This window comes from Pseudomonas sp. JV449 (assembly GCF_032424295.1).
In the GTDB taxonomy this organism is placed as follows: Bacteria; Pseudomonadota; Gammaproteobacteria; order Pseudomonadales; family Pseudomonadaceae; genus Aquipseudomonas; species Aquipseudomonas marginalis.
In genome coordinates this window covers 1-24576 of sequence record NZ_VYKD01000007.1, presented here as the reverse complement: position 1 = coordinate 24576, position 24576 = coordinate 1, and the positions used below count along the sequence as shown (strand labels likewise).

The 24576-nt window shown below is 59.5% G+C and carries 24 protein-coding genes; 11 read left to right on the top strand and 13 right to left on the bottom strand.

The genetic code is table 11. The features are described from left to right. Positions 1-62 precede the first annotated feature (62 nt). Genes F6S08_RS09595 through F6S08_RS09580 form a run of 4 tightly spaced genes read right to left on the bottom strand, consistent with a single transcriptional unit; the run spans position 63 to position 2886 of the window. Entirely contained in the window at positions 63-563 is a 501-nt protein-coding gene (locus F6S08_RS09595; protein ID WP_315871334.1) for a universal stress protein, read from the bottom strand. Positions 564-616: 53 nt separating this feature from the next. Beyond that, the gene (locus F6S08_RS09590; RefSeq protein WP_027606981.1) at positions 617-1534 is read right to left on the bottom strand and encodes a 5'-nucleotidase; all 918 of its coding nucleotides are present in this window, start codon (positions 1532-1534) and stop codon (positions 617-619) included. 15 nt (positions 1535-1549) lie between these two features. Next, a complete protein-coding gene (locus F6S08_RS09585; RefSeq protein ID WP_315871333.1) occupies positions 1550-2503 on the bottom strand; it encodes a putative 2-dehydropantoate 2-reductase in 954 nt (317 codons plus the stop codon). Next, positions 2500-2886, bottom strand: coding sequence for a thioredoxin family protein (locus F6S08_RS09580; RefSeq protein WP_027606979.1), 387 nt, complete (start codon positions 2884-2886; stop codon positions 2500-2502). Before F6S08_RS09580 ends, F6S08_RS09585 begins: the two co-directional genes overlap by 4 nt. Between F6S08_RS09580 and F6S08_RS09575 the strand changes: the two genes are divergently transcribed. Continuing rightward, positions 2885-3319 (top strand): PilZ domain-containing protein, encoded by a 435-nt coding sequence (locus tag F6S08_RS09575; protein ID WP_065924429.1) that lies wholly within the window; start codon positions 2885-2887, stop codon positions 3317-3319. The genes F6S08_RS09580 and F6S08_RS09575 overlap by 2 nt on opposite strands. Positions 3320-3449: 130 nt before the next feature. Continuing rightward, positions 3450-4526, top strand: coding sequence for a 3-deoxy-7-phosphoheptulonate synthase (locus F6S08_RS09570; RefSeq protein ID WP_027606977.1), 1077 nt, complete (start codon positions 3450-3452; stop codon positions 4524-4526). 77 nt (positions 4527-4603) lie between these two features. Here F6S08_RS09570 and F6S08_RS09565 read toward each other — a convergent pair whose 3' ends face one another. Beyond that, positions 4604-4885, bottom strand: coding sequence for a GNAT family N-acetyltransferase (locus F6S08_RS09565; RefSeq protein ID WP_027606976.1), 282 nt, complete (start codon positions 4883-4885; stop codon positions 4604-4606). A gap of 611 nt (positions 4886-5496) precedes the next feature. Between F6S08_RS09565 and oprI the strand changes: the two genes are divergently transcribed. After that, positions 5497-5748 (top strand): outer membrane lipoprotei OprI, encoded by a 252-nt coding sequence (oprI, locus tag F6S08_RS09560; protein WP_003172710.1) that lies wholly within the window; start codon positions 5497-5499, stop codon positions 5746-5748. Between the two features lie 137 nt (positions 5749-5885). Here oprI and F6S08_RS09555 read toward each other — a convergent pair whose 3' ends face one another. The 3 genes from F6S08_RS09555 to F6S08_RS09545 form a co-directional block, all read right to left on the bottom strand. Then, positions 5886-6854: a L,D-transpeptidase family protein gene (locus F6S08_RS09555; RefSeq protein WP_065924428.1), complete on the bottom strand. Its 969-nt coding sequence runs from the start codon at positions 6852-6854 to the stop codon at positions 5886-5888. 73 nt (positions 6855-6927) lie between these two features. Continuing rightward, entirely contained in the window at positions 6928-7221 is a 294-nt protein-coding gene (locus F6S08_RS09550; RefSeq protein WP_003172705.1) for a hypothetical protein, read from the bottom strand. Positions 7222-7279: 58 nt separating this feature from the next. Next, positions 7280-7885 carry an arylesterase gene (locus tag F6S08_RS09545; protein WP_027606974.1) on the bottom strand — a complete coding sequence of 202 codons (606 nt, stop codon included), beginning with the start codon at positions 7883-7885 and terminating at the stop codon, positions 7280-7282. Between the two features lie 10 nt (positions 7886-7895). Between F6S08_RS09545 and F6S08_RS09540 the strand changes: the two genes are divergently transcribed. Together F6S08_RS09540 and F6S08_RS09535 are read left to right on the top strand one after the other, a co-directional pair. Then, complete coding sequence (locus F6S08_RS09540) at positions 7896-8579, top strand: ABC transporter ATP-binding protein (RefSeq protein WP_005786391.1); 684 nt, start codon at positions 7896-7898, stop codon at positions 8577-8579. After that, positions 8579-11089 (top strand): ABC transporter permease, encoded by a 2511-nt coding sequence (locus F6S08_RS09535; protein ID WP_065924427.1) that lies wholly within the window; start codon positions 8579-8581, stop codon positions 11087-11089. Before F6S08_RS09540 ends, F6S08_RS09535 begins: the two co-directional genes overlap by 1 nt. A gap of 45 nt (positions 11090-11134) precedes the next feature. Here the strand turns inward: F6S08_RS09535 and greB are convergent, their stop codons facing one another. Further along, positions 11135-11608, bottom strand: a complete 474-nt coding sequence (gene greB / locus F6S08_RS09530) for a transcription elongation factor GreB (RefSeq protein ID WP_027606972.1) — start codon at positions 11606-11608, stop codon at positions 11135-11137. Positions 11609-11721: 113 nt separating this feature from the next. Continuing rightward, positions 11722-12705 carry a hypothetical protein gene (locus F6S08_RS09525; protein WP_027606971.1) on the bottom strand — a complete coding sequence of 328 codons (984 nt, stop codon included), beginning with the start codon at positions 12703-12705 and terminating at the stop codon, positions 11722-11724. A 210-nt stretch (positions 12706-12915) separates the two neighbouring features. On the opposite strand from F6S08_RS09525, the gene F6S08_RS09520 reads away from it, so the two are divergent. Genes F6S08_RS09520 through F6S08_RS09510 form a run of 3 tightly spaced genes read left to right on the top strand, consistent with a single transcriptional unit; the run spans position 12916 to position 16325 of the window. Continuing rightward, positions 12916-13842, top strand: a complete 927-nt coding sequence (locus tag F6S08_RS09520; RefSeq protein ID WP_065947242.1) for an ABC transporter ATP-binding protein — start codon at positions 12916-12918, stop codon at positions 13840-13842. Then, positions 13839-14564 (top strand): ABC transporter permease, encoded by a 726-nt coding sequence (locus F6S08_RS09515; RefSeq protein WP_074844636.1) that lies wholly within the window; start codon positions 13839-13841, stop codon positions 14562-14564. The genes F6S08_RS09520 and F6S08_RS09515 overlap by 4 nt, the downstream gene beginning before the upstream one ends. Positions 14565-14579: 15 nt before the next feature. Continuing rightward, complete coding sequence (locus tag F6S08_RS09510) at positions 14580-16325, top strand: Gldg family protein (RefSeq protein WP_315871332.1); 1746 nt, start codon at positions 14580-14582, stop codon at positions 16323-16325. 2 nt (positions 16326-16327) lie between these two features. On the opposite strand, the gene F6S08_RS09505 is transcribed toward F6S08_RS09510, so the two are convergent. From F6S08_RS09505 to F6S08_RS09495, 3 genes are all read right to left on the bottom strand, one after another. Next, positions 16328-16636, bottom strand: coding sequence for a hypothetical protein (locus F6S08_RS09505; RefSeq protein ID WP_065924423.1), 309 nt, complete (start codon positions 16634-16636; stop codon positions 16328-16330). 264 nt (positions 16637-16900) lie between these two features. Then, entirely contained in the window at positions 16901-17335 is a 435-nt protein-coding gene (locus tag F6S08_RS09500; RefSeq protein WP_027606966.1) for a DoxX family protein, read from the bottom strand. A 104-nt stretch (positions 17336-17439) separates the two neighbouring features. Then, complete coding sequence (locus tag F6S08_RS09495) at positions 17440-18858, bottom strand: transglycosylase SLT domain-containing protein (RefSeq protein ID WP_315871331.1); 1419 nt, start codon at positions 18856-18858, stop codon at positions 17440-17442. Positions 18859-19094: 236 nt separating this feature from the next. On the opposite strand from F6S08_RS09495, the gene F6S08_RS09490 reads away from it, so the two are divergent. The 3 genes from F6S08_RS09490 to F6S08_RS09480 all read left to right on the top strand — a co-directional run. Next, complete coding sequence (locus tag F6S08_RS09490) at positions 19095-19901, top strand: TatD family hydrolase (protein WP_065947238.1); 807 nt, start codon at positions 19095-19097, stop codon at positions 19899-19901. Positions 19902-19997: 96 nt separating this feature from the next. Next, positions 19998-21479, top strand: coding sequence for a methyl-accepting chemotaxis protein (locus F6S08_RS09485; RefSeq protein ID WP_315871330.1), 1482 nt, complete (start codon positions 19998-20000; stop codon positions 21477-21479). A 198-nt stretch (positions 21480-21677) separates the two neighbouring features. After that, positions 21678-24576 (top strand): DUF6531 domain-containing protein (locus tag F6S08_RS09480; RefSeq protein WP_409999757.1); only part of this gene is annotated, 2899 nt, incomplete at its 3' end.

Here is a 24576-nt window from a genome sequence, read left to right as displayed (position 1 = left end):
GGTATATAACTATATTAAAGGTTTGACGGATAAATCTAGAACTTTTTATCGTTTTTTACCCATCACATGTCATCACTGCGTCGACGCTGTAACGCAGGCACCAGGTAAACCGGCACGCTAGACAACTGCAGCACCCGTGCGGCGGTACGCCCAAGCGGTGTGGCGGCCGCCGTGGCATGGCTGTGGCTGCCGACCACCAACAGGTCTACGGACAGTTTGCGCAACTGCTCGAGTATCACTTCGCACGGGTCGCCCTGGATCACCCGTACCGAGCGAATCAGTTCCAGGTCTTGCCCCCCGTCCCCCAACTCTTCGCGAAAACTGTCCAGCACCCGCTGCTCGATGGTCGCCATGACAGTGCTCAGCCCCTGGCTCTGCCACTCACTCAAGGCCTTCTCATCAAGGTAGCTCTGCAACACCGATTCGGCGAACAACCCGATGGGCTCGACCACATGAATCACATCCAGGTCAGCCTTGAACGTCCGCGCCAGCGCCAGTGCATGTTGCATCACATACGGCGCGTACAGACCAAGGTCCGTGGCGTACAGCATCGAACGAATCATAAAACCTCCCGGACGGCCAGGATGGAGGAGATTGAATGAGCTTAGCAGCGCCCCTAAGTCTCGGCCTGAATCCTCACCTCGTTACTGATGCCATGGGGCACATGCCCGGTGGCCACCACCTCCCTGGCTTTCTCGCAGTGACCGGCCTGGTCATCGAAAAACACATCCGCGGCAAACGCCTCCAGGAATGCGGACTTTTCCAGGCCGCCGAGAAACAGTGACTCATCCAGGCGGATGTCCCACTCACGCAAGGTCCGGATCACCCGCTCGTGGGAAGGCGCCGAACGGGCGGTGACCAAGGCTGTGCGGATCGGGCAGGCCTCGTCTGGAAACTCACGCTGCAACAAGTTGAGTGCCGCCAGGAAACCCTTGAAGGGGCCACCGTGCAAAGGCTGGCGTGCCGACTCGCGCTCGCTGGCCTGGAACGCCTCCAGCCCGCCGGCCTGGTACACGCGCTCCGATTCATCGGAGAACAGCACCGCGTCACCGTCAAAGGCAATCCGCAGCTCTTCGCTGGACGCCCGGCGCGGACCGCCCGACAGAATCGTCGCGGCGGCAAAGCCGGCATCGAGGGCACTGCGTACATCTTCAGCATGGGTGGAAAGAAACAGGTGACAGCCAAACGCCGCCAAATAGGGATAAGGACTACGCCCACCGACAAAGGCTGCGCGGGAAATATCCAGGCCGTAATGCTGGATGGAGTTGAACACGCGCAAGCCGGTGTCGGCACTGTTGCGCGATACCAGTACCACCTCGACCCGAGCACGGCCCAGGCTGGCATTGAGGCTCAGCAGCTTCTTGACCAGCGGAAAGGCGTCACCGGGCTCGAGGATCTCTTCCTCGTGTTCGATCTGGTATTTACGGTAGGCCTCCACCCCTTGGGCCAGGTAGACCTTGTGGCTGTCGCTCAGGTCGAACAGTGCCCGCGAGGAAATCGCCAGCACCAGTTTGTCGCCCAATCCCTTTGCCATGGTACGTCCCCCGAATCAGCGGTTATGCCGATCAATAAAGCTCAAGGCCTGGTACAGCGCCTGCATTCGTGGCAATTCGCAACCCGCGGCCTTGGCGGCAGCAAGCGGTCGCCCATAGATCGCCGCCAGTTCCAGCGGGCGTTTGTGTATATGGTCGTGGTACATGCTGGGCAGGTAATCGTCCATGGTTTCCGTCATGGCGAACATCTGCTCGGCATAACTGCCGGGGATTTCATGGCCGCAGGCATGGGCGCCCTGCACCACTTCGGCCATCAGCGCCTGGATCAGCTCGCGGCTGGATTCGTCCGCCATCATTGCCGTGGTACCCGTGCCCAGCAACACCGAGAGGCCGTTGTAGGGCACGTTCCACACCAGCTTGTGCCAGCGGGCCTGATGCACATTGGCCATGGCCTGGGACTCGATGCCGGCCTTATGAAACAACGCGGCACCGGCTTCGACAATAGCCTTCTGGCGGGCCTCATCGTTGGCGGCCGTGCCGCTGTGGTAGCCCAGGTTGACCCGGCCCAACGCCTGATGCTCGACGACGCCAGGCGCGGAGCGGTGTACGCCGATGTAGCACAGCCCGCCCAGTAGATGCAGGGATGGCGGCAGGTGTTCACGCAGACTGTCTTCGACATCCAGGCCGTTTTGCAGCAACACCACCTTGGCGTCCGGCGCCGCGACCTGGGCGAGGGTCGGGGCCAGCTCGACATTGCCGGTGGACTTGGTGCCCACCAGCAACCAATCGCACGGCGGCATGTCCGCGGCATGGGCGTAGGCCTGCACCGGGCGCAGTTGCAGGTTGCCATGCACACTGCTATTGACGCGCAGGCCGTGCTCGCTGACCGCCGCGTATTCGCTGCGCAGCAGGAAGTGCACGTCGAAGCCCGCGCGTGCCAGCATCACGCCATAGAAGCCACCGATGGCGCCGGTGCCGATAATACCGATACGTGGCGACTGTACTGTCATGGCAGTTCCTCCGGAGTGCGGCTAAGTGCTTGGTCAATGGTTTCGGTCAGGTCAGAAAGCGTAAGACGTGTCTGTATTTGCCCGAGGAACTGACCCTCGCACACCACGAACAACGCCGGCAAATGAAAGATCTGGTAGCGTTCGACCGCACCGCCATTGTGCCCGGCATCCACCCAGCACACGCGGTCCACCGGCAAACGCCAGCCCGGCAACTGCTGGCGTGCCCAACGGCAACTGGAACACCCCACGCTGGTGAACACCACCAGCGAAATACCTGGCAATCCCAGCAATTGCTGGTCAATATCCAGGTCGGTCAATTCCAGTTCCTTCACTATACTGCTGCCACCGCCGTCAACTGGACGGTGCTCGGAGTCCGTGTACATGGGTCGTTTTTTACCTCACCCTGATGATGTCGCTGTCGAGTTAATCCAACGCCCCTCTCCCGCCATCCCCCGCCAACGCCTGCACACTATCGGCCTGGGCGGCGTTGCCTGCAATTGGCCCCGCGCATGGCGCCAGGGCACGGCCGTTGACCTGCACATTCCCTCCCTGGGCGCCACGGCCCGATATCCGGGGTATGTGGCGTGGTGTCGCAAGGTGGAAAACGGCTACCGCGTGGGCATTTCGTTTACCGATGAACATGCGTTGTTCGGTGCGCGAATGGGTGAGCAAGCATGCCGGATAGAGCGCTACTGCCGCCAGCACGAAGATGCCGAGCCGACCCCGCAGCAACTCGAAGCCCTGGCCCGTGAGTGGGTGGCGCGCCATGCCGGCGAGTTCGCCCATGAGACGTTTGTGCGGCCAGCGCTGGATTAAAGCGGGCTTTGCCCATTGTCGCGGGCCCGTGTTACGCGCTAAGGTTCCTCCCCCCTGCATTCAAATCATGCTGTGCCCGCCGCACGGGGATGGCTGGCGGCCGGCACCCGTGACCCTGGCGAGTAACACGATGGCTGATTTACCGATCAATGACCTAAACGTCGAATCCAACGAGACCCTGATCACACCCGATCAGCTCAAGCGCGAAATCCCTCTGAGCGACGCTGCCCTGCAGACCGTCACCAAAGGCCGCGAAGTCATCCGTGACATTCTCGATGGCACCGACCACCGCCTCTTCGTCGTGATCGGGCCTTGCTCGATCCACGACCTCAAGGCTGCCCACGAATACGCCGAGCGCCTCAAAGTGCTGGCGGCAGAAGTGTCCGACACCTTGTACCTGGTGATGCGCGTGTATTTCGAGAAGCCGCGTACCACCGTGGGCTGGAAAGGCTTGATCAACGACCCGTACCTGGACGACTCGTTCAAGATCCAGGACGGTTTGCACATCGGTCGTAAATTGCTGCTGGACCTGGCCGAAATGGGCCTGCCCACCGCCACCGAAGCCCTCGACCCGATCTCCCCGCAGTACCTGCAGGACCTGATCAGCTGGTCGGCCATCGGCGCGCGCACCACCGAGTCGCAGACCCACCGCGAAATGGCATCCGGCCTGTCTTCGGCCGTAGGCTTCAAGAACGGCACCGACGGCGGCCTGACCGTGGCGATCAACGCGCTGCAATCGGTCTCCAGTCCTCACCGTTTCCTGGGTATCAACCAGGAAGGCGGCGTCTCCATCGTCACCACCAAGGGCAATGCCTACGGTCACGTGGTGTTGCGCGGCGGCAATGGCAAGCCCAACTATGACTCGGTCAGCGTTGCGCTCTGCGAGCAGGCGCTGAACAAGGCCAGGATCAAGCCGAACATCATGGTCGACTGCAGCCACGCCAACTCCAACAAGGACCCGGCGCTGCAGCCGCTGGTGATGGAAAACGTCGCCAACCAGATCCTCGAAGGCAACCAGTCGATTATCGGCCTGATGGTCGAGAGCCACCTGAACTGGGGCTGCCAGGCGATTCCAAAGGACCTGGCCGACTTGCAGTACGGCGTGTCGATCACCGATGCCTGCATCGACTGGTCCGCCACCGAGAACACCCTGCGCAGCATGCACGCCAAGCTCAAGGACGTATTGCCGAAACGCAAACGCAGCTGAACCTGTATTTGAAAGATGCGCACACAAAAACGCCGGGCTGAGCCCGGCGTTTTTCATGCTGCGTTTTATGTTGTGCGTTATAGCTTCGCGGCATGGCGCTGGTGGCGCTCCATGTAGCGTTCGACATAGGAGCATGACGGGATCACCGTGTAGCCTTGCTCTTCGGCAAACTTCAACGCTTCCTCGGTCAACGCAGCTGCAATGCCACGGCCGCGCAGTGCGTTGGGCACGAAGGTCCGATAGATGTCCAGGGTCTGCTTCCCGAGGTCCATATAGGTCAGATAGGCACGATGACCGTCCACATTGGTCTCGAACTGATGACCAGCCTGGTCATGGTGGATGGACAACGCCTCGCTCATCACTACTCCTCGCGGGTCTTGGATTCTGACCCCTACCTTACCGATGTTTTTCCGGCGAAGGAACATCTACGCCACCCCGTGCCGGTTTCGACAACGAGAAAACCTTGAGCGCTCACAACCAGCACGTAGGGAATAGTAGGCACCAATCCTGTAATTGCTCAAGGCGCGCCCGTCATCCCTGCCGCTGGCGGATATAGAAAGGGCCTCGATCAACCGGTGATCGAAGGCCTGAACATTGCCGGCAGTTGAACCTTGAGACGAACAGACGCTCTTAAAGTCACCTCTACATGCACAAAAGATGCGGGGCGTGGTAAAGGCCAGCCAAACGAAAGTGTCAGCCTCGATATATAAAATTTCATCTATTTACAAGGCTTAACACATGCGGGCCGGCCTTCTCAGCCTGGATCCAATCTCCATCAGACTGCAAAAAACTGTACGGTTTTTATACGAATGTCCAAAAGATTAGCCAAAATAGATTCGGCACAAGAATTTTTTTTGCTTCTTGCGCTACGTCAGTTTACTTACTACAAGTAATGGGTAGTATGTACGCCGGCTATTAGCTCACTCTGAGAAAGTAGCCATTTAATAGAAAGTCCTTGAAGGGGAACACGATGAACAACGTTCTGAAATTCTCTGCTCTGGCTCTGGCCGCAGTTCTGGCTACCGGTTGCAGCAGCGTCTCCAAAGAAACCGAAGCTCGTCTGACTGCAACTGAAGACGCAGCAGCTCGCTCCCAGGCCCGTGCAGACGAAGCCTACCGTAAAGCCGATGAAGCTCTGGCTGCTGCCCAAAAAGCACAACAGACTGCTGACGAAGCTAACGAGCGCGCTCTGCGTATGCTTGAGAAAGCTAGCCGCAAGTAATAATCCCTCGGGATTGTTATCAAGCCGATCCATTCTTGGATCGGCTTTTTATTGCCTGCGATTCGGCCCAGAACCCCGCGCAATAAAAAGCCCGCCACAGCGCAAGGCCGTGGCGGGCTCAGCAGCGGACCGGACGCTTATTGCTGCAGGTCGATCGGCGCGCTGGAAGCTATCGGTGCACCACCTGGCACACCGATCTCGGTGGGCAGGCCATCTTCGGCCGCGACGACATCACGCACCTGATCCCAGTTCACCCGCAGGTTATTGGCCAGGTCTTCACGCTTGAGCAAGGCATTGATCACCGCTGTGTGCTTATCGACCACCGACGGCGTGCCATCGTCGTTCAAGGGCGTATGCGCCTCGAGATAGACCTTGCCGCCGCTGCTGCCGAACTTGTAGGCATCGTTGATGATGCGCACCGACGTCCCCACCGGGACCATGCCGGCCATTTCCAGTACGTTGTTGTTGAACATGCGGAAGCAACCGTGGCTGGTACGGGTACCGATGCCGAACTTCATGTTGGAACCGTGGATGAGGTAACCCGGCGTCCCCAGGGTGAACTTGAACGGCCCCAGGGGATTGTCCGGGCCGGCCGGCACCACATTGGGCAACGGGTCGCCGTTGGCGGCGTGCTCGGCCTTGATCGAGGCCGGCGGCGTCCAGGTCGGATTCGGCGTCTTGGCGATGATGCTGGTGTGCGCAATGGGCGAGCCCCAGCCTTCACGGCCAATCCCAAGCGGGAAGGTGTAGACCACATCCTGCCCCTTGGGGAAGTAGTAGAGCCGGTATTCCGCCAGGTTGATCACGATGCCCTCACGGGGGCCCGGCGGCAGGATGAAGCGTGTCGGCAGGACGATCTCGGTCCCCGCCCCCGGCAACCAGGCATCGACGCCCGGATTGGCCGCGACCATTTCCGAATAGCCCAGGTCGTAGGTGGTACCCAGGTCGGCAAAGGTGTCTTCGTACTTGGCCTTGATCACCTGGACCTGCCCGACGATGTCTTCGCCGGGTGGCGGCAGGGGCAACTGCAAGGCGGCGGCAGGACCGGCCGCACACAAGGCAGCAAGAGACAGGCAGCAGGTGACGACGGAAAGGCGCGACAACATCCGGAAAATCCTTCGCAGAACGACGGGTAGGTAAAAATCGATTGTATACGTGAAGCGGACTTCTAGCTGCCCCCTACAACTCGAAACGCAACTCGGGCCAGATTGGCGGCGTGCCACGCTTCTGCGACTCCAGGATCGCCCGGCACAAAGGGCACAGGCGCTGGTCCTGGAAAATCGAACGGTCGACCAGGGACCAACGCGGCTGCGCCGGCAATAACGTACCGCACAGGGTGCGATCGATGGAGCCGCCCAGTTCCAATTGACGCGTCACCAGATGCACCCGCACTTCCTGACAGGCGAACAGATCCAGCTGCTCGTCCGGCTCGATCAGTTGGTAGTTAAACAGGGACCAGGCAGGACGCGACATCGGGGGCTCCAGATCGAGGGGGCGCCACCTTAGCCGAAAGCCTGCCGGTAGAAAAGCGTCATAGCAGCGGTTTTAGCGTCGGCCAGACATTTTCCAGCAATTTGCCCTGGGCGCCGACAGCCGGGTGCAGTCCATCAGCCTGCATCAACGCCGGGTTGCCACCGATACCCTCCAGGAAAAATGGCACCAACGGCACCTTTTTAGCCGTTGCGACGTCATTGAATACCTTGGCGAATGCATCGACATAGCGCTTCCCGTAATTGGGCGGAATCTGCATGCCCAGCAACAGTACCTTCGCACCGCTGGCCTGGGACTGCTCGATCATCGACGCAAGATTTTGTTGCAATTGCGCCGGCGGCTGCCCGCGCAAGCCGTCGTTACCACCCAATTCGATCACCACCACGTCCGGCTTATGCGCTGCGAGCGCCGCCGGCAGGCGCGCGAGGCCTCCGGCACTGGTGTCGCCGCTGATGGAGGCATTGACCACTTTATCGTCGAAACCTTCCTTCTTGAGCCGTTGCTGCAGCAATGCGACCCACCCTTTGCTGGTATCCAGGCCGAAACCGGCACTGATACTATCGCCAACGATCAGGACTGTACCCGCCGCTGCGTTCTGGGCCATGCACATCAAGGCCAGGCCAGCACTCAAAAACCACATTCGCATCGGATTCTCCATGGGCGCAAGCATTCTCACCGCGCGGAACCTCAGCAAAGTGGTTCCCAGCGCGGAAGGTGAACTGACTATCCTGCACGAACTGAGCCTGGAACTGAACAAGGGCGATAGCCTGGCTATCGTCGGCAGCTCCGGTTCCGGTAAATCCACCCTCCTCGGTCTGCTCGCCGGCCTCGACCTGCCCAGCAGCGGTGAAGTCACCCTCGCCGGCCAGGCGCTCAGCACCCTCGACGAAGACCAGCGCGCGCGCATCCGTGCCGAACACGTGGGCTTTGTGTTCCAGTCGTTCCAACTGCTCGACAGCCTCAATGCGCTGGAGAACGTCATGCTGCCGCTGGAGCTGGATGGCCGCAAGGACGCCCGCGAACGCGCCAGACACCTGCTGGAGCGCGTGGGCCTCGGCCAGCGCCTGACCCACTCCCCACGCCAGCTTTCCGGGGGCGAACAGCAACGGGTAGCGATTGCCCGCGCCTTTGCCGCCGAACCGGACGTGCTGTTTGCCGATGAGCCCACCGGCAACCTCGACAGCCACACCGGCGAGCGCATCAGCGACCTGCTGTTCGAGCTCAATAAAGAAAGCGGCACGACCCTGGTGCTGGTTACCCATGACGAGCGCCTGGCTCATCGTTGCCGACGCCTGATCCGCCTTGAAGCCGGCCTGATGGTCGCCCCCCTGGAGCCTTGATGGCACGTTTGCCGCTGTTGCGCCTGTTCAGCCTTGCCCTGCGCCAATTACTGCGTGATGCCCGCGCCGGCGAATTGCGTGTGTTGTTCTTCGCCCTGTTGGTGGCCGTGGCCGCCAGCACCGCCATCGGTTATTTCGGCGCCCGCCTCAACGGCGCCATGCTGTTGCGCGCCACGGAGTTCCTCGGCGCCGACCTGGTACTCGAAGGCAGCTCACCAGCACGCCCCGAACAAATCAGATCCGGGACCGAACTGGGCCTGGATCACGCCCGTGTGGTTGAGTTTTCCAGCGTCATTGCCACCGATAATGGTATCCAGCTCTCCAGCATCAAGGCGGTCAATGAGCAGTATCCGCTACGCGGTCAACTCAAGAGCGCAGCAGCCCCCTTTGGGGACGAAACCCCGGGCGGCGGGCCGAAACCCGGTGAAGCCTGGGTCGAGTCGCGGCTGCTGACGGCACTGGACCTGAACGTCGGCGACACTATCGATGTGGGTATGAAGACCTTGCGCCTGGCACGCGTACTGACCTACGAGCCGGATCGCGCCGGCAACTTCTATAGCCTGACGCCCAGGGTGATGATCAACCTGGCGGACCTGGACGCCACCGGCGTAGTCCAGCCAGGCAGTCGCGTCAGCTACCGCGAGTTGTGGCGTGGCCCGCAGGCCAGCACCGCGCTGCAAACCTATCGTGACCTGATCAAGCCGGGGCTCGCTGCCAACCAGCGTCTTCAGGATTCACGGGACGGCAACCAGCAGATCGGCGGCGCCCTGGGCAAAGCCGAGCGCTACCTGAACATGGCCAGCCTGGTGGCCGTGCTGTTGGCCGGCGTCGCCGTGGCCCTGTCGGCCAACCGCTTTGCCACCCGCCGTTTCGACGCCAGTGCGTTGCTACGTTGCCTTGGGTTATCGCGACTCGAGGCCATGTTGCTGTTCAGCCTGCAATTGAGCGTACTGGGGTTGCTGGCGAGCCTGGCCGGCGCCCTGCTCGGTTGGCTGGCACAGTTTGGCCTGTTCTATTTCCTGCACGACCTGTTGCCGGCGGATGTTCCGCCTGGTGGACTGTTGCCGGCCATTGCCGGGATCGGCACCGGGCTGGTTGCTCTCGCGGGATTCGCGCTGCCACCGTTGGCCGCCCTCGGTCGCGTACCGCCGCTGCGAGTGCTGAGGCGCGACCTGCTGCCTATCCCGTCCAGCACCTGGATGGTCTACGGCGCCGCGTTGTTCGCCCTGGGCCTGATCATGTGGCGCCTGAGCCTCGACCTGGTGCTGACCTTCGCCCTGCTGGGCGGCGGCGTGGTCGCCGCGCTGGTTCTGGGGGGCTTGCTTCTGCTGCTGTTGCAAAGCCTGCGACGTCTGTTGGCCCGGGCGTCCCTGCCGTGGCGCCTGGGCCTGGGCCAATTGCTGCGCCACCCGCTGGCGGCGGCGGGCCAGTCCCTGGCGTTCGGCCTGATCCTGTTGTCCATGGGCTTGATCGCCCTGCTGCGTGGCGAATTGCTGGACACCTGGCAAAACCAGCTGCCCAAGGACGCCCCCAACTATTTCGCCCTGAATATCCTGCCGGCCGATAAGGACGCCTTTGGTGCCCGCCTGCTGGAAGTGCAGGCGCAATCCGCGCCGCTGTACCCGGTCGTGCCAGGTCGGTTGATCAGTATCAATGGCGAGCCGGTACAGGAAATAGTCAGCAAGGACTCCAGCGGTGACCGCGCCGTACAACGCGACTTGAGCCTGACCTGGGCCGCCGACCTGCCGCCGGGCAATACCCTGACCGAAGGCTCATGGTGGTCGCAACAACCCCCCGATGGAATGCCCGGAGTCTCGGTAGAAGCCAAGGTCGCGCAGAGCCTCAAGCTCAAGTTGAACGATCACCTGGTGTTCACCATCGCCGGGGAAAACCGTGAGGCGCGGGTTGCCAGCCTGCGAACCATCAACTGGGATAACTTCCAGCCGAACTTCTTCATGATTTTCCAACCGGGAACCTTGACGGACCTGCCGGCCACCTACCTGACCAGCTTCTACCTCGCGCCAGGGCATGATCAGCAGATCGTTGATCTGTCCCGCGCCTTCCCGGCGGTGACCATCCTGCAGGTCGAGGCGCTGCTGGAGCAACTGCGCAGCATCCTCGCCCAAGTGACACTGGCGGTGGAGTACGTGTTGTTGTTTGTGCTGGCCGCTGGGATGGCGGTGCTGTTCTCCGGCCTGCAAGCCACCTTGGATGAGCGTATTCGCCAAGGTGCACTGCTCCGGGCACTGGGCGCGGAGCGCAAGCTGCTGGTCAAGGCGCGGCGCATCGAGTTTGGCTTGCTGGGCGCAGTCAGCGGCTTGCTGGCGGCACTGGGTACCGAGTTGGTGACGTGGGTGCTGTACCGCTATGCCTTCGACCTGGCCTGGCAACCGCACCCCTGGCTGTTGCTGCTGCCTGTGATCGGCGCCGCATTGATCGGCGGTGCCGGGGTGTTCGGCACGCGCCGTGCGCTGAATGCCAGCCCGCTGACGGTTTTGCGCGAGGGCTGAGCGGTCCATGACCCGCCTGCCTCACGGGGGGCGGGTCAATGTCGCTTACTTCACGTACTCGATAGCGGTGATCCACCAGCACACCTCACCTCCCGGGGTCTGCACAATGGCCTCATCGTCGACTTCCTTGCGCAGCAGCGCACGGGCCATTGGTGAATCGATGGAAATATAGTCCATCCGATCATAAATCTCGTCATAGCCGACGATACGAAAACGCTTGGTCTCGCCCTGTTCGTTTTCAATCTCGACCCAGGCGCCGAAAAACACCTTCCCTTCCTGCTCGGGCATGTACTCCACCACACGCATGTCTTCCAGGCGCTTGCGCAAGTAACGCACCCGCCGGTCGATTTCGCGCAGCAGCTTCTTGTTGTACTGGTAGTCGGCGTTCTCGCTGCGATCCCCCAGGGAAGCAGCCCATGTCACCTTGCGCGTGGTATCCGGGCGCTTTTCGCGCCACAGGTAATCCAACTCTTTCTTCAGCGCTTCATGACCTTCTTTGGTTATCAGCTTGGTACTCAAACGCATGCATCCCCAGGCAATGTCCATAGGTACCGATAAGGCAGGAAATCACATCCAGGCGTCGGTTCGCTGGCGCTGATGATAAATGAACCCAGGAAAGTAGCCAGGCCTGTCTAGCTATCCAACGTCTGATCCAGTTCAAGCAGCACGCCCCGCAAGCTCTGGCGTAAACTCGAGACTTGCGAGGTCATCACCTTCAGGGCTTCGGTCCGCTGACTGACTGCCAGGGACTGGTCATGCAGTTGAGCGGTGCGCTGCTCCAGATCCCGGACCCTTTCATCCAACTGGGTTTGCTCCTGCTGCAAGCGGGCCTGCCATTGATCAAGCGCGGTTTCCCTCTCCGACGCAGCGAGTTTCTGTTGGGCCAGCTCCTGAGCAACACGAGCCAGGTTGGTCAGCGTACTGCCTACTTCAAACAAGTGGTCGTCGTCCGCGGGCGCCGAAAGCTTCGGCTGCGCCGGGGCGCTTGGCTCATTCAGGACAACAGGTACATCCTGGACAATGGCCACAGGCGCGTCGACCAACATCTGCCGGGGCTCTTCTACGACAGGTTCAGGTACGGGAAGCGGAGTAGGCTCGGGTGGATTCGCCCCCCTGACAGATGAACTCATTTTCGATGAGAAACGAATGGAAGGCACAATTAATGAAGCACTTTCGATTGCCGGCAGCACCGGCGCAGACATTCCCAGGGAGATCACTTTCATCACCAGGGCCTTCTTGATGATCACCGAATGATGCTCTTCGGGCCTCGCAGGCGGCAGCTTGCAGCCTTTTAAATCGATAAAATGATAAGGCACCTGAGTTTCGGTAACACCCGCTTTAGTGCCTGCCGCCGCCGAGGTGAGAATTTGCTTGAAAACATGCATTGCCACATGCAGGTCCTCCTTGGACTCCACTCCCCCCAGAAAATACCGATCAAGTTTTTTGCGCAAGGCTGCGACATACACCCTGGAACTCGCCGGCTCAACCTCTTCATCCAAGCTATAAACAAGAAAGTTGGAGGCAATCTGGCCTACAGCAAACCCACAGAGCAATGCACCGTTAACCGGAGCATCTTGACCATCGCGTTCAAGAACAAGGGTACGTAGAAGCATCATGGTGATCGGGCCTCATTACAAAATTCGAAAAGTCTCTATAACCTTCAGACCATCACTCAATAATTAAAGGTTAAAAACACAAAACAATTGTTTCAGCGACGTGCCTAGCGCGCACGTAGGACTTTTCCTATTAATGCTGAGCGGCGTTCCCAAAAACAGATATTGCTCGTACCCTTTTCAAACTCTCCCTCCACGACCACACCACGCTAAATGATCGAAATCATCAACCTGACAAAACATTTAAACAATAAGAAAATAATCAGCGATTTTTCATTCAGCGCAAACAAACAGGAATGCCTGGGACTATTCGGAGAAAATCCTACAGTTAAAACGGCCCTTCTCGACGTAATATCGGGCTCGACCACGCCTTCCAGCGGGCATATAAACATCCAAGGCTTCAATACTAAAGCCCATCCATTAAGAGCAAAAAAACTTATCGGCTACCAACTTCACAGATGCGTCAGTCATCCTACGATGTCGGTTAAAGAATTCCTTGACTACATCGCGGCCATTCGCGGACTGCGCGGCACCGAAAAACGCGCACAGGTGGACTATGCCGCTACGCAACTGGAGTTATTGCCGGTGCTCAACGCTCCCCTCGAGGCTCTCTCCATCGGTTTGAAGCGCAAAGTCACCATTGCCCAGGCCATCCTGCACACCCCTGCCTTGCTATTACTGGATGAACCGACCGAGGGGCTGGCACCTGATCAGAAATACAAATTCAGGAGCCTCATCCAGTCATTGACGCAAGACATGACCGTGATCGTCGCTTCCCGACACTGCGATGAATTATCCGAACTCTGTACGCGCGCCCTGGTTATCGCAGGTGATCGCCTGGTGGCCGATACCCCCATGCCAGATCTGCAACGCGACTCTCGCCATTTCCAGGCGGTCACCCTCGCCGCAGATGCCCCCTTGGACCTGCTGGCTCTCGCCGTACTGCCGGGGGTGGCAGGCATCGAAGAACATCGGCATGCACCCGGCACGGTGACCGTCCTGGCCATGCCGGGGCACACCATCTACCCCCATATCAATACGCTCATTGCCAATCGTCGCTGGAAAATCAACTCACTGAGCCTGGAGCCTGGTCGCCTCAGCGACGTAGTTCATTATCTGAGCCGAGAGACCCCCCTTTGAAACTGCTGCCCGTCATATTCAAGCGTCAACTCGTCCACTATGCCGGTACACCCGGCACCTATCTGAGCATTGCCATTTTTTCAGTACTGTCCGTGGCATTGGGGTTGCACATGAGCGCCTGGCCAGAACAGGACAGCAGTCACTTGCAGGTTTTCTTCCAGCTACACCCCTGGCTCTATTTATTGCTGATTCCAGTACTGGCGGCACAACTCTGGTCGGACGAGTCCAATGCCGGTTTTCTCGACCTGATGAAAACATTACCCATCACCACGTTTGAATGGGTTATCGGCAAATTTCTAGCAGCCTGGGTCGTGGCGGCCACAGCCCTGATATTGACCTTCCCTCTCGTGATCATTGCCAACTACCTGGGAGTGGCGGACAACAGCGTTATTGCCTCGCAATTTATATCGAGCTGGCTGCTGGCGGGCAGTTATCTAGCCGTCGGCTGTTTTATTTTCACACTGGTGCGGCAACGCACTGCCCTTTTCATACTGACTGTGGGCTTTATGCTTATCGTCAGCGCATTCTCTTATTTACTCGATGCACTTGAACATCAAGCCCCCACCTGGGCGGTGGACAGTCTGGTCTCCCTCAGCCCTTTTTCGAGGTACAGCGCTATCGACAATGGAAAGTTCACGCTTCGTGACATGCTTTACTTCATCAGCATGATCTTGGCCTTTCTCGCAGCGACGACCGTCACTCTCAACTATAGACACAGCTGAGAAGGAAAGCCCTCCATGCGACCTACTCTGCGCACCGGCATGACACTCACTGTTATCCTGTTACTATTCCTGGCGTTTAACTTAGTTTGGGTAGGAAAAATTCCAAATATCCGATGGGACTTCTCACAAGGAAAAACGCATACCCTATCGCCTCAAGTACGACAGTTACTCGCGTCATTGGAAAACCCTGTGGATTTGTATTATTTCAATGCCCATGACAGCCCTGGACGAAGCTACACCTTGAAACGCTATGGCAAGCGCATCGAAGACCGGTTGATGGAGTACGAAAAAGCAGCAAAAGGCATGATCAACCTGCACCTTATTGATCCCATACCTTTTTCAGAGGACGCCTACAAAGCCAGATTGTTTGGCCTCGACGACAATGCGGGATTCATGGGCCTGATCGGCACCCGAGCCGGCTATGGAGCGCAACGCATCGAATCATTCAGCCTGGATCGTGAGCCATTGCTCGAATATGAAATCAGTCATTTGATCTACAAGTTGCAGCATCCGGAGCGCCCCGCTATCGGACTGCTGTCAGGGCTGGCGATGGGAGAATCCGCGGACCGATTGTTGAAGGAACTGCAGCGACATTTCAATCTGGTCAATCTGGGAGCAACCACCGAGCGCGTGCCGGAACAGGTCAAGACGCTCATGGTCGTGCATCCACAGGCGCTGCCTGAGCAATCGTTATATGCGGTTGAACAATTTGTCTTAAAGGGCGGTAAATTGATGGCATTTATCGACCCGTTTAGCGAGCAAAGCTCGAACACCCCATCCGCCAATACCCGACTGACTGATTTGCTTGCCGCTTGGGGAATACAGATGCCGGCGAACAAGTTTCTGCTCGATCACCGCTACGCGGCGTCGCACACACCAGTGAAAGGGAAGTTCACAGTGCAGCATCCGGGCAGGTTGATCCTGCCCCGGCAGGCAATGAACACAGGCGATCCGAGCACCTGGAAATTGAATAACGTGACGGTATCAAGCAGCGGCGTGCTGTTTCGCCGCCAGAAAGGCCGCACGACCCTGACCCCTCTCCTGCAAAGCTCCCTGCAATCCGAGTTGCAGGAAACCGACCGGCTTGCCTCAGCAACCGAGCTTGATTCAACGGCCGATGAGGCCTCCAGCCAAACACAACGCCATGTGATTGCAGCCCGTATAGAGGGGCCTGCCTATTCAGCATTCCTCGATGGCGTGGAAGGACAGCCGGCAGCTGTGCAAAAAGCGGCGCAGATCCATGTGGTGCTAGTCGCCGACACTGATTTGCTCACGGATCAAGTCAATAGCCCAGCGCCCGACAGCAACACATTGTTTATCTTGAATACGCTGGATAACTTGTCCGCCGGTGATGTACTGACCAATATTCGCCCGCACGCGTCGGCGCAAAGATCGCCAAACAGGCTGGAACGGATGCGCGACAGCGCCGTACACGCCTACACGCAGAAGGCGACTGAATTGGAACAACGCCTGCTACGGACAGAACATGAATGGCAAATGCTGCGCCCAACGGAGGTGCAGCTCGGCTCCCAGACCGTGGACACCACCACCCAATTGGTTGCACTCAACAAGGAGCGACTGCGCTTGCCAATGGAATTACATGCCTTGAAAGCCGAGGCATACGCGCAGGTACATCGCCTGGAGTTCGCCATAAAAATGCTCGTGGCACTGGCGATACCCCTGATGCTATGCCTGGTTGCCTGGGTGGTTTTTCTGTGCAATCGACGGCGTCGACTACAGGCGGGCGTCGCGCTCTACTGAGTTCAACGCCTGGCAATCAGCCCCTGCCGGGCAATGCGGGTCAATTGTCGGATGACTTCCTGCGCGTCGCTCGCGCTGGGGGCCTGGATAACCGCAAGATCGAAGCTGTTATTCGCAAACCGGGCAAGAGAATCGCCATCTTCCACAAACTGAATCAAGAATGCCGATGGCCGCCCGCTGCGACGTGGCCACCCGTCCAGATAACGTAAGAGCGTAGGCTGATGCTTGCCGCCCAGGAGGATTTTTGGATTGCGTTGGGTGAGGTCCGCGGTGATCGGGGCCAGGCGTATCAGGGGGCGTAGTGCATTCATCGTGTCGTGTCTCTGCCTCAAAAGTCTGCGGGCAGGTGAGAGGCAACACCGAACCAGCGCTTTAGCGGTATTTCGAAGTTGCCTCCCCAGGGGAGAACAGGCTTCTGTCGGGCCCTATTGATGAGACCCAGTGGCGCCCCGCAATTAGCTGTTTAAATCGGCGCATGGGCAGCATCCTAGAGAAGCCGGTGGGGCGGTGTCAAGAATCCCGAGCAACGAAAAGGCCCACACAGTGGTGGGCCTTTTCAGAGTTTTGTGCCGGTGTCAGTTGGCGATGGCGCGGTCGGCAGACAGTTTGCCAGCACCTTCCAGCAGCACCGCCAGGGAGCCGCCCAGCAGGGCCAGTGCGAACTCATAACCGTTGTTGGCCATGAACAAGCCGTTATGGATATGCACCGAGAAGATCGCCACCAGCGACAGAATGGTCAGGCCCAATGCCGCCGGGCGTACCAGCAAACCGATGATCAGTGCCAGGCCGGCAAAGAACTCGGTTCCGCCCGACAGCAGCGCCATCAGGGTACCCGGCGCCAGGCCAATGCTTTCCATCCACTGGGCGGTGCCCGCCAGGCCATAGCCGCCAAACCAACCGAAGAGTTTTTGCGAACCATGGGCGGCAAAGATGATGCCGACGACGATGCGCAGGATGGTCAGGCCGTAGCCGGCACGAGTGGACAGTACGCTTTTGATCATTGGGCTCATGGGGGTGGATCCTTTTCGAAGTAGGGGTTGGTTGGCCGCTATATTAATCAGCTTAAGTAATGATAAAAGCCGAAAAAATGCCTGATTAACATCGAAAAAATAGATTATTTCGAGGCGATTTTCGGCGCCGGCGGTTCCAGGGACTCTCGCTCCCGATCAAACGCCAAGTAGTACTTGTTGACGCTATTAACATAGCTGACGCCCCCCATCCCCACCTGCTCCATGGCGATGCGTTCCACCTGGAAGAACCATTGGTTTGGATTCAGGCCCCGGCGCCTGGCCTCGGTGCGCATGCCCTGCACCCGCTCCGGCCCCATGTTGTATGCAGCCAATACGAAGGCCATGCGCTCGCGCTCGTTGAGCTTGGGGCTGGCGAAGAATTTACGACGGATCAACGCCAGGTAACGCGCGCCGGCCTGCACATTGCTGTCGAGACTTTCGATGTTGTTGACGCCCACCCGCTGCGCTGCCGAAGGGGTGATCTGCATCAGGCCCGTAGGGCCGCCGCTGTTGCGCGCACCCGGGTCAAAAGCCGACTCCTTGAACGCCAGCGCCGCGAGGTTCAGCCAGTCCATGCCTTGCTCACGGGCGTGCTTTTGCAATACCGGGCGCAGCTTTTCGAGGCGCTGGCGGTCGACACGGGCCAGTGGGTTGCGCACCTGGTAGAGGCGCCGATAGATGCGTTGGAATGCCACATCCTGGTCGGACGGCGTGCGATAGGTCTTGAGAAATCGATCAATACTGGCCCGCAGCATCGAGGCGTCCTGGCGCACAAACCAGTACTCGTCGCCCGGTTCGCTGATTGCCACCTGCTTGTCGAAGCGCAACTTGGGCAGGATCTTCGACCAGCGCTCAGCAATCGGCTTCTCGACAATAGTCAGGTGAAAAATACCCGCCTGGACCATCTCCAGCACATCCTCCACCGCCAGGGTCGGGTCCACCCATTCCACCTTGACCGGCGGCTGTTTGTGCAAGGCCAGTTTCTGGTTGACCTGGCTGATGGCATCCGCCGCCGCGCTGCCGGTGGTCAGCGCCAGGGTGCGCCCGGATAGCTGCTCCAGCTTGGTAAACCGCCGCTCACCCTTCACCCCCACCAGCCATAACGGCACACCGCTGGCGATCGGATCGCTGGTGCTGATCTTGTGTGCGGCCTTCACATCCAGCAATTCACCGGGGGCCACCAGGTCACCTTCGCCACGGGCGAGTGCGCCGAGCAGTTGGTCCTTGGCCTTGGGAATGATCTTGAGGTTGATTTCCTGGCCATCACGGGCGTGGCCATTGAGGTATTGCTCGAACGCACGCAGACGATGGTATTCGACACCGATGGCCTGGCCCTGGACCTCGCCGGAACTGTTACGGCTCTGGTTGACCAATACACGCAGGGTACGACTCGAGCGAATCTCCGCCAAGTCGCGCACCTTGCCGGGCCTGGTCACTTCCAGCGGCCCGTCCAGACGCGCGAGCGCCGCCGCGGGCAGCAGCAGCGTCAGGCACAACATAAGCAACACCGAGGGTCGGATCATCCGCTCTCCGGAAAGAATACTGGCCAACACCCTCGCGAAAAACGAGGCGTTGGGGGTCAGATACAGAGCGCTTTAAGCGCTGGCAAGACGCGCAACGGTGGCACAGTGCAAGGCGTGCAGCCAACCACGATGTCACTTGCGACGTTCAAAGACAGCTATAACTCGTTGTAGTTCTTCGTTTTTCTTATAAATCTACAGCTCTGATATGCTTTCCGGCCGCAGGCGGAGATAGCACCATGCAACTCATTGATATCGGCGTCAACCTGACCAACCCCAGTTTCGACGAGAAGCACCAGGCCGTTCTCGACCGCGCCTATGCCGCCGGAGTGCAACAATTGGTGCTCACCGGCACCAGCGTCGACGGCAGCGAACAGGCCTTGGAACTGTGCGTCAACCTCGATGACAGCGGCCAACGCCTGTTCAGCACGGCCGGCATCCACCCCCACTCCGCCAGCGATTGGAACGGCGATAGCGCCAGGCGCCTGCGCGGTTTACTCAGCGAAAGCCGCGTACGTGCGGTGGGCGAATGCGGGCTGGATTTCAATCGGGATTTCTCTCCGCGCCCGCAACAGGAAAAAGTCCTCGAAGAGCACTTGGCTCTGGCGGTTGAGCTCAAACTGCCGGTGTTTCTCCACGAGCGCGACGCCAACCAGCGTCTGCTGGAGATCCTCAAGGACTACCGCGACCACCTGAGCGCCGCCGTGGTGCATTGCTTCACCGGCGAACAACCGGCGCTGTTCAGCTACCTCGATCTCGATTTGCACATTGGCATTACCGGCTGGATCTGTGATGAACGCCGTGGGACGCACCTGCATCCGTTGGTCAGGGAAATTCCCCGTGGTCGTCTGATGCTGGAGAGCGATGCGCCCTACCTGCTGCCGCGCACCCTGCGTCCAAAGCCGAAAAACGGCCGTAACGAACCCGCCTACCTACCGGAAGTGCTGCGCGAAGTCGCCCTGCACCGCAACGAAACGGCCGAGGACCTGGCTCAGCACAGCACCGCCTGTGCCCGCGCGTTTTTTGGGCTGCCTGCCGTGGATTGATGCGGTGCATTGACCCATGTCAAAACCGCTTTGCTGAGTAGCGGCACAATAATGGCACCTTGCCAATGCTGTTTCCGCTATCAGAGAAAACCTTCCATGGGTGCCTGGCTTAGCAATATCTCGCTGAAATACAAATTCTGGGCCGTCAACGCGGTCGCCTTTATCACGACCCTGCTCCTGGTGCTGTACGCCGTGCATCTCGAACAGCAATCGCGCAGCCATGCGTCCCAGGCCTCGGCACAGGCCCAGGCGCAATTGCTCGGAGCCTGGCCGGCCGACAAGGCCCTGCCCAAGAGCGAGCACTGGCTGACGTTTGCCCGCGGCCAAGTCCCACAGCTGGCCGATCAGAATCTGTCAGCCCTGAGCAGCAACACGGGTTGGGTCGAACTCAACCCCATGCCGCTGTTCGGCGAAAACACGCTGATGGGCGCCGAAGTGATCGCCCGCCCTGATGGGCAATACATCGCCGTGCTCGCCCACGCCCCCAGCCTGAGCCAGGTATTCAGTGAACGCTTCGCTAACTATGCCGTGGCGGTGCTGATCCTGATGCTGGCGATGCTCTGCGCCTCGCAATTGCTGATCCGCTTCCTGCTCAGCCAACTCAACACCCTCAAGGACGTGATGCTGCACGTGGAGAAAACCGGCGACCTGTCGGCCCGCGTGCCATTGGCCTGCAAGGATGAAGTCGGCCAGATGGCCAGCGCCTTCAATGCCATGCAAGCCGGTTATCAGCGCGTGGTCAGCACCGTGGCGCGCACCGCCAAGCTTCTGGACGAGGGTGCCGCTCGATTGGCCAGCAGCATGAACGAGGTACAACACGGCATGCTTGGCCAGCAAAGCGAGACCGACCAGGCCGCCACCGCCATCAACGAAATGACCGCCACCGTCTACCATATCGCTCAACATGCCGGTGCCACCCGCGACTTGTCCCAGGCCGCCGACACCCTCGCTGGCAGCGGTCAGGACGTGGTCACCCGCGTACAGCACTCAATCGCCGGCCTGTCTTCCGGCGTGCAACAGACCGCCGAAATGATCCAGAAACTGGCCGAGGACAGCCAGAAAATCAACAGCGTGGTCAGTGTGATCCACAGCATCGCCGAACAGACCAACCTGCTCGCCCTCAACGCCGCCATCGAAGCGGCTCGCGCCGGGGAAATGGGCCGTGGGTTTGCCGTGGTCGCCGACGAAGTGCGCAACCTGGCCAAGCGCGTGCAAAGCTCCACCGACGAAATCACCCGCATGGTCTCGGCTCTGCAGGCCGGCACCCGCGACGCGGTGGACTTCATGCAGGAAAGCTCGTTCAAGGCCGACGACTGCGTACAACAAGCCCTGGAAGCCGGCACAGCGCTCGCCGAAATCACCACCGCCGTGGCGCAAATGCGTGAAAGCAACACCCAGATCGCCGTCGCCGCCGAACAGCAAAGCCACGTGGCCGAAGAGATGAACCGCGCAGTGGTGAGCATTCGTGATGTGACCGAGAACACCGTGCAACAGACTGTGGATTCGGCGACCACCAGCAATGAGCTGGCAACGTTGGCTGGTGAGTTGAGCAAGGCGATTGGGCAACTGAAGCTGTAGGGCTTCTCCACCTGTAATCCGACTCCTACGATCGACTCTGCGTTTACCCGAAGTCTTGGCGAACCCTCCTAGCCGTCCTGGCGAATAGCGCCGACTTCTTTACCTGACGAACCTCTCCAAAGTCTCTCGCCTGATCATTCAGTGCGAGGGACCGCCGATGCACCTACCCGTTAATGCCCTGGTTGTCGGGGCTGCCTCTTGATTCCCGTCATTGCCAGCTTTGTCCTGGCCCCCATGGATGCCAAGGCGCCGGACGTTGAGCGCGTCTTTCGTGACTTTCGCGGTTGCCTGAATACCTTTGATGAGTGGGCCGAGGGGTTCTTGAGCGCTTCGGCACTGGAAGTGGATCAGGTGTTCAAAGTTGGGGAAGAGGTGGCGCTGGTGGCGCCGGCTTCCTCCAAAACCCCCAGTAACACCGTCGCCAGGTGCGATGCCCAGGGATCGCTGACCCTGGTGCATATGTTCGAAAGCACTCGGTTTGTACCGATCGGCAATACGCCGGTGATGCTGCAAGCCATTGCCCAGGACGGCAGCCCGCTCGGCGCACCACTCCATCGGACCATCGGTCCCAGCGGCATCCTCGAAATCACCGAGTGTGATCGCAACCAGCCGTACCGAATCAGTTTCTACCCCAACGTTTCCAGGGATCACGTCAAGGCGCTGTATGGGTCTTATCAATCGGTGATCGCGGGGTTGGAAAGTCGCCTGCGTGACGAATGGACCAAGACCTTCCAGCCCCAATGGGACGACTTCGCCAACGCCACGCCGCCCGAACGTAGCACGATGCAAGGTTTGGCGTTTTCAAGCGGGATGGCCAAGGCGCTCTACAACCTGTGGGACAACGTTACGCAGCTGTATGACTTGCTGGCGGACCTCAAGGCCAACAGCCAGAAGTTGTTGGCCTACATCTCCCAGACTGAACTCGATGAACTGCTGAGGCTGGGCAACGACGCCATCGCAAAGGGGCTGTTGGTGCTCAGCGATGAGCCGCTGCTGTTTATCTACATGTCAGCCATGGTCAGTTGGCTACGCCTGCTACCGCCGCCCGAGATGTATGAAGTGCTGGGCGAGATCACCGGTGAGGTACTGATCAATCTATTTCTGATCTGGGCGACCCGTGGCATGGGCGTGCAGATTCGCCTGGGCGCTCAGGTGCTGGGACATATCAAATCCGGACGAGCGCACAAGTGGCTGGAGAGGCTGGCTGATCAGTTGGTGGGGCCGACGTTGGACGCGCATGTCGAGGCGGTGAAGCCTTTGCTGCTCGGTGGCCCCGCGACAGCGATCAAGACTGTACCGGTTGCGCCGTTGAAGGTTGGGGAGCATGTGGTTTCGAACCCGGTGCCGGCGGTTCGCGGGAAGACTCAGCAGACGGTGTTGGTCAGGCAGGAGCCTGTCGATGATGTTCCGGTTTCAGGGAAGAATCCGAACGGGGATGCGACGGCATCTTCGGATAAGACCGTCACCAACGGCTGCCCCGTGTCGATGGTTACCGGGGAGGAATTGCTCACCCTCACCGACGGCACGTTGGATGGAATCTTGCCGTTCGAGTGGACACGGTTGTATCGCACCAGTGCGGTGGAAGTGGATGTCGGGTTGGGGTTTGGCTGGAGTCATTCGCTGGCGCATCGGCTTGCGGTGTCGGGCGATTCGGTGGTGTGGACGGACCATGAGAATCGCAGTACTTCGTTTCCGATGCCGACTGTTGCTCGGCCAGCAATCACCAATAGTTTGGCCGAAGCCGCGATCTATTTGGGCGCGTCGCCGGATGAACTGGTGCTGGCCCAGGCGTCGCGGTTTTATCACTTTCGCGACGGTGTGCTGGTCTCGATCAGCGACGCGTACGACAACCGGCTGCGGATTTCTCGGGATTATTTGGGGCGGATTGAGCGGCTGGATAACGGTGCGGGGTGTGCGCTGTTCCTGCGCTATGAATCGGACCGCATCGTGGCGGTGGACTACCAGGTGCAGCGGGCCGAAGACCGTGGTCCGTATGTCTGGATTACTGAGCAGAGCATTGTTTCCTACGCCTATGACGATGCTGGCCGACTGGTCTCGGCGACCAATGCGGTAGGTGAAAGCGAGGTTTATCGCTACGACGATCAGCACGTCATTCTTGAGCGGGGCTTGGCCGGTGGGGCGAGTTTCTTCTGGGCGTGGGAACGGGCTGGCAAGGCTGCGCGATGTGTTCGGCATTGGGCCAGTTTTTCCCAGATGGATACGCGGTATGCCTGGGGGAAGGACGGCCGTGTCACGCTGCATAACGCCGATGGCAGTCAGGAAGTGTATGTCCATGACGACCGGGCGCGGCTGGTGCAGCGGATTGATCCGGACGGTGCCCAGCATTTCAAATCCTACGACGCCAAAGGCCGGCTGACGGTTGAGCAGGATCCGCTGGGGGCGGTGACGGCGTATCAGTACGACGACGCCGGACACTTGGTGGCGTTGTTTCCCGGGGATGATGAGCCGACGTCCTACGAGCATGACAATGGCTTCGTACGGGTTGTAAGGCGGGGTCTGGCGGTCTGGAAATATGAGCGTAATGACCAGGGCGATGTCATCCGCAAGACCGATCCCGACGGCAATATCACCGACTACAGCTACGACAAATACGGGCAACTGGTTGGGGTTTGGTACCCGGATCACAGTTGCCATCGGCTGGTGTGGAATGAGCGGGGGCAACTGGTTGAGGAGCAGTTGCCCAATGGCGGGATCAAGCGGTATCGCTATGACGATCTTGGCCGTCAGGTGGCGCGCGAGGATGAGCATGGCGCGCTGACCCAGTATCAGTGGGGCAGTGTGGGTCGCTTGGTTCGCGTCGTATTACCAGGCGGTGCATGTCGGGAATACAGCTACAACCCCTACGGAAAAATCAGCGCCGAACGCGACGAACTGGGCCACGTCACCCGCTACGAATACGCCGACGGGTTGCACCTGATCAGTCGGCGCATCAACGCTGATGGCACTCAGGTCAACTACCGCTACGACAACGTGCGGTTATTGCTGACCGAGATCGAAAACGAAGTCGGCGAGACCTACCGACTTGCTTATCATCCCAACGGACTGATCCAGCAGGAAACCAGGTTTGATGGGCAGC

Excerpts from the sequence above, each read along its gene's own strand:
- F6S08_RS09595 (WP_315871334.1), bottom strand. The coding sequence starts at position 563 with ATGATTCGTTCGATGCTGTACGCCACGGACCTTGGTCTGTACGCGCCG.
- F6S08_RS09590 (WP_027606981.1), bottom strand. The coding sequence starts at position 1,534 with ATGGCAAAGGGATTGGGCGACAAACTGGTGCTGGCGATTTCCTCGCGG.
- F6S08_RS09585 (WP_315871333.1), bottom strand. The coding sequence starts at position 2,503 with ATGACAGTACAGTCGCCACGTATCGGTATTATCGGCACCGGCGCCATC.
- F6S08_RS09575 (WP_065924429.1), top strand. The coding sequence starts at position 2,885 with ATGGGTCGTTTTTTACCTCACCCTGATGATGTCGCTGTCGAGTTAATC.
- F6S08_RS09580 (WP_027606979.1), bottom strand. The coding sequence starts at position 2,886 with ATGTACACGGACTCCGAGCACCGTCCAGTTGACGGCGGTGGCAGCAGT.
- F6S08_RS09570 (WP_027606977.1), top strand. The coding sequence starts at position 3,450 with ATGGCTGATTTACCGATCAATGACCTAAACGTCGAATCCAACGAGACC.
- F6S08_RS09565 (WP_027606976.1), bottom strand. The coding sequence starts at position 4,885 with ATGAGCGAGGCGTTGTCCATCCACCATGACCAGGCTGGTCATCAGTTC.
- oprI (WP_003172710.1), top strand. The coding sequence starts at position 5,497 with ATGAACAACGTTCTGAAATTCTCTGCTCTGGCTCTGGCCGCAGTTCTG.
- F6S08_RS09555 (WP_065924428.1), bottom strand. The coding sequence starts at position 6,854 with ATGTTGTCGCGCCTTTCCGTCGTCACCTGCTGCCTGTCTCTTGCTGCC.
- F6S08_RS09550 (WP_003172705.1), bottom strand. The coding sequence starts at position 7,221 with ATGTCGCGTCCTGCCTGGTCCCTGTTTAACTACCAACTGATCGAGCCG.
- F6S08_RS09545 (WP_027606974.1), bottom strand. The coding sequence starts at position 7,885 with ATGCGAATGTGGTTTTTGAGTGCTGGCCTGGCCTTGATGTGCATGGCC.
- F6S08_RS09540 (WP_005786391.1), top strand. The coding sequence starts at position 7,896 with ATGGGCGCAAGCATTCTCACCGCGCGGAACCTCAGCAAAGTGGTTCCC.
- F6S08_RS09535 (WP_065924427.1), top strand. The coding sequence starts at position 8,579 with ATGGCACGTTTGCCGCTGTTGCGCCTGTTCAGCCTTGCCCTGCGCCAA.
- F6S08_RS09525 (WP_027606971.1), bottom strand. The coding sequence starts at position 12,705 with ATGATGCTTCTACGTACCCTTGTTCTTGAACGCGATGGTCAAGATGCT.
- F6S08_RS09520 (WP_065947242.1), top strand. The coding sequence starts at position 12,916 with ATGATCGAAATCATCAACCTGACAAAACATTTAAACAATAAGAAAATA.
- F6S08_RS09510 (WP_315871332.1), top strand. The coding sequence starts at position 14,580 with ATGCGACCTACTCTGCGCACCGGCATGACACTCACTGTTATCCTGTTA.
- F6S08_RS09505 (WP_065924423.1), bottom strand. The coding sequence starts at position 16,636 with ATGAATGCACTACGCCCCCTGATACGCCTGGCCCCGATCACCGCGGAC.
- F6S08_RS09500 (WP_027606966.1), bottom strand. The coding sequence starts at position 17,335 with ATGAGCCCAATGATCAAAAGCGTACTGTCCACTCGTGCCGGCTACGGC.
- F6S08_RS09495 (WP_315871331.1), bottom strand. The coding sequence starts at position 18,858 with ATGATCCGACCCTCGGTGTTGCTTATGTTGTGCCTGACGCTGCTGCTG.
- F6S08_RS09490 (WP_065947238.1), top strand. The coding sequence starts at position 19,095 with ATGCAACTCATTGATATCGGCGTCAACCTGACCAACCCCAGTTTCGAC.
- F6S08_RS09485 (WP_315871330.1), top strand. The coding sequence starts at position 19,998 with ATGGGTGCCTGGCTTAGCAATATCTCGCTGAAATACAAATTCTGGGCC.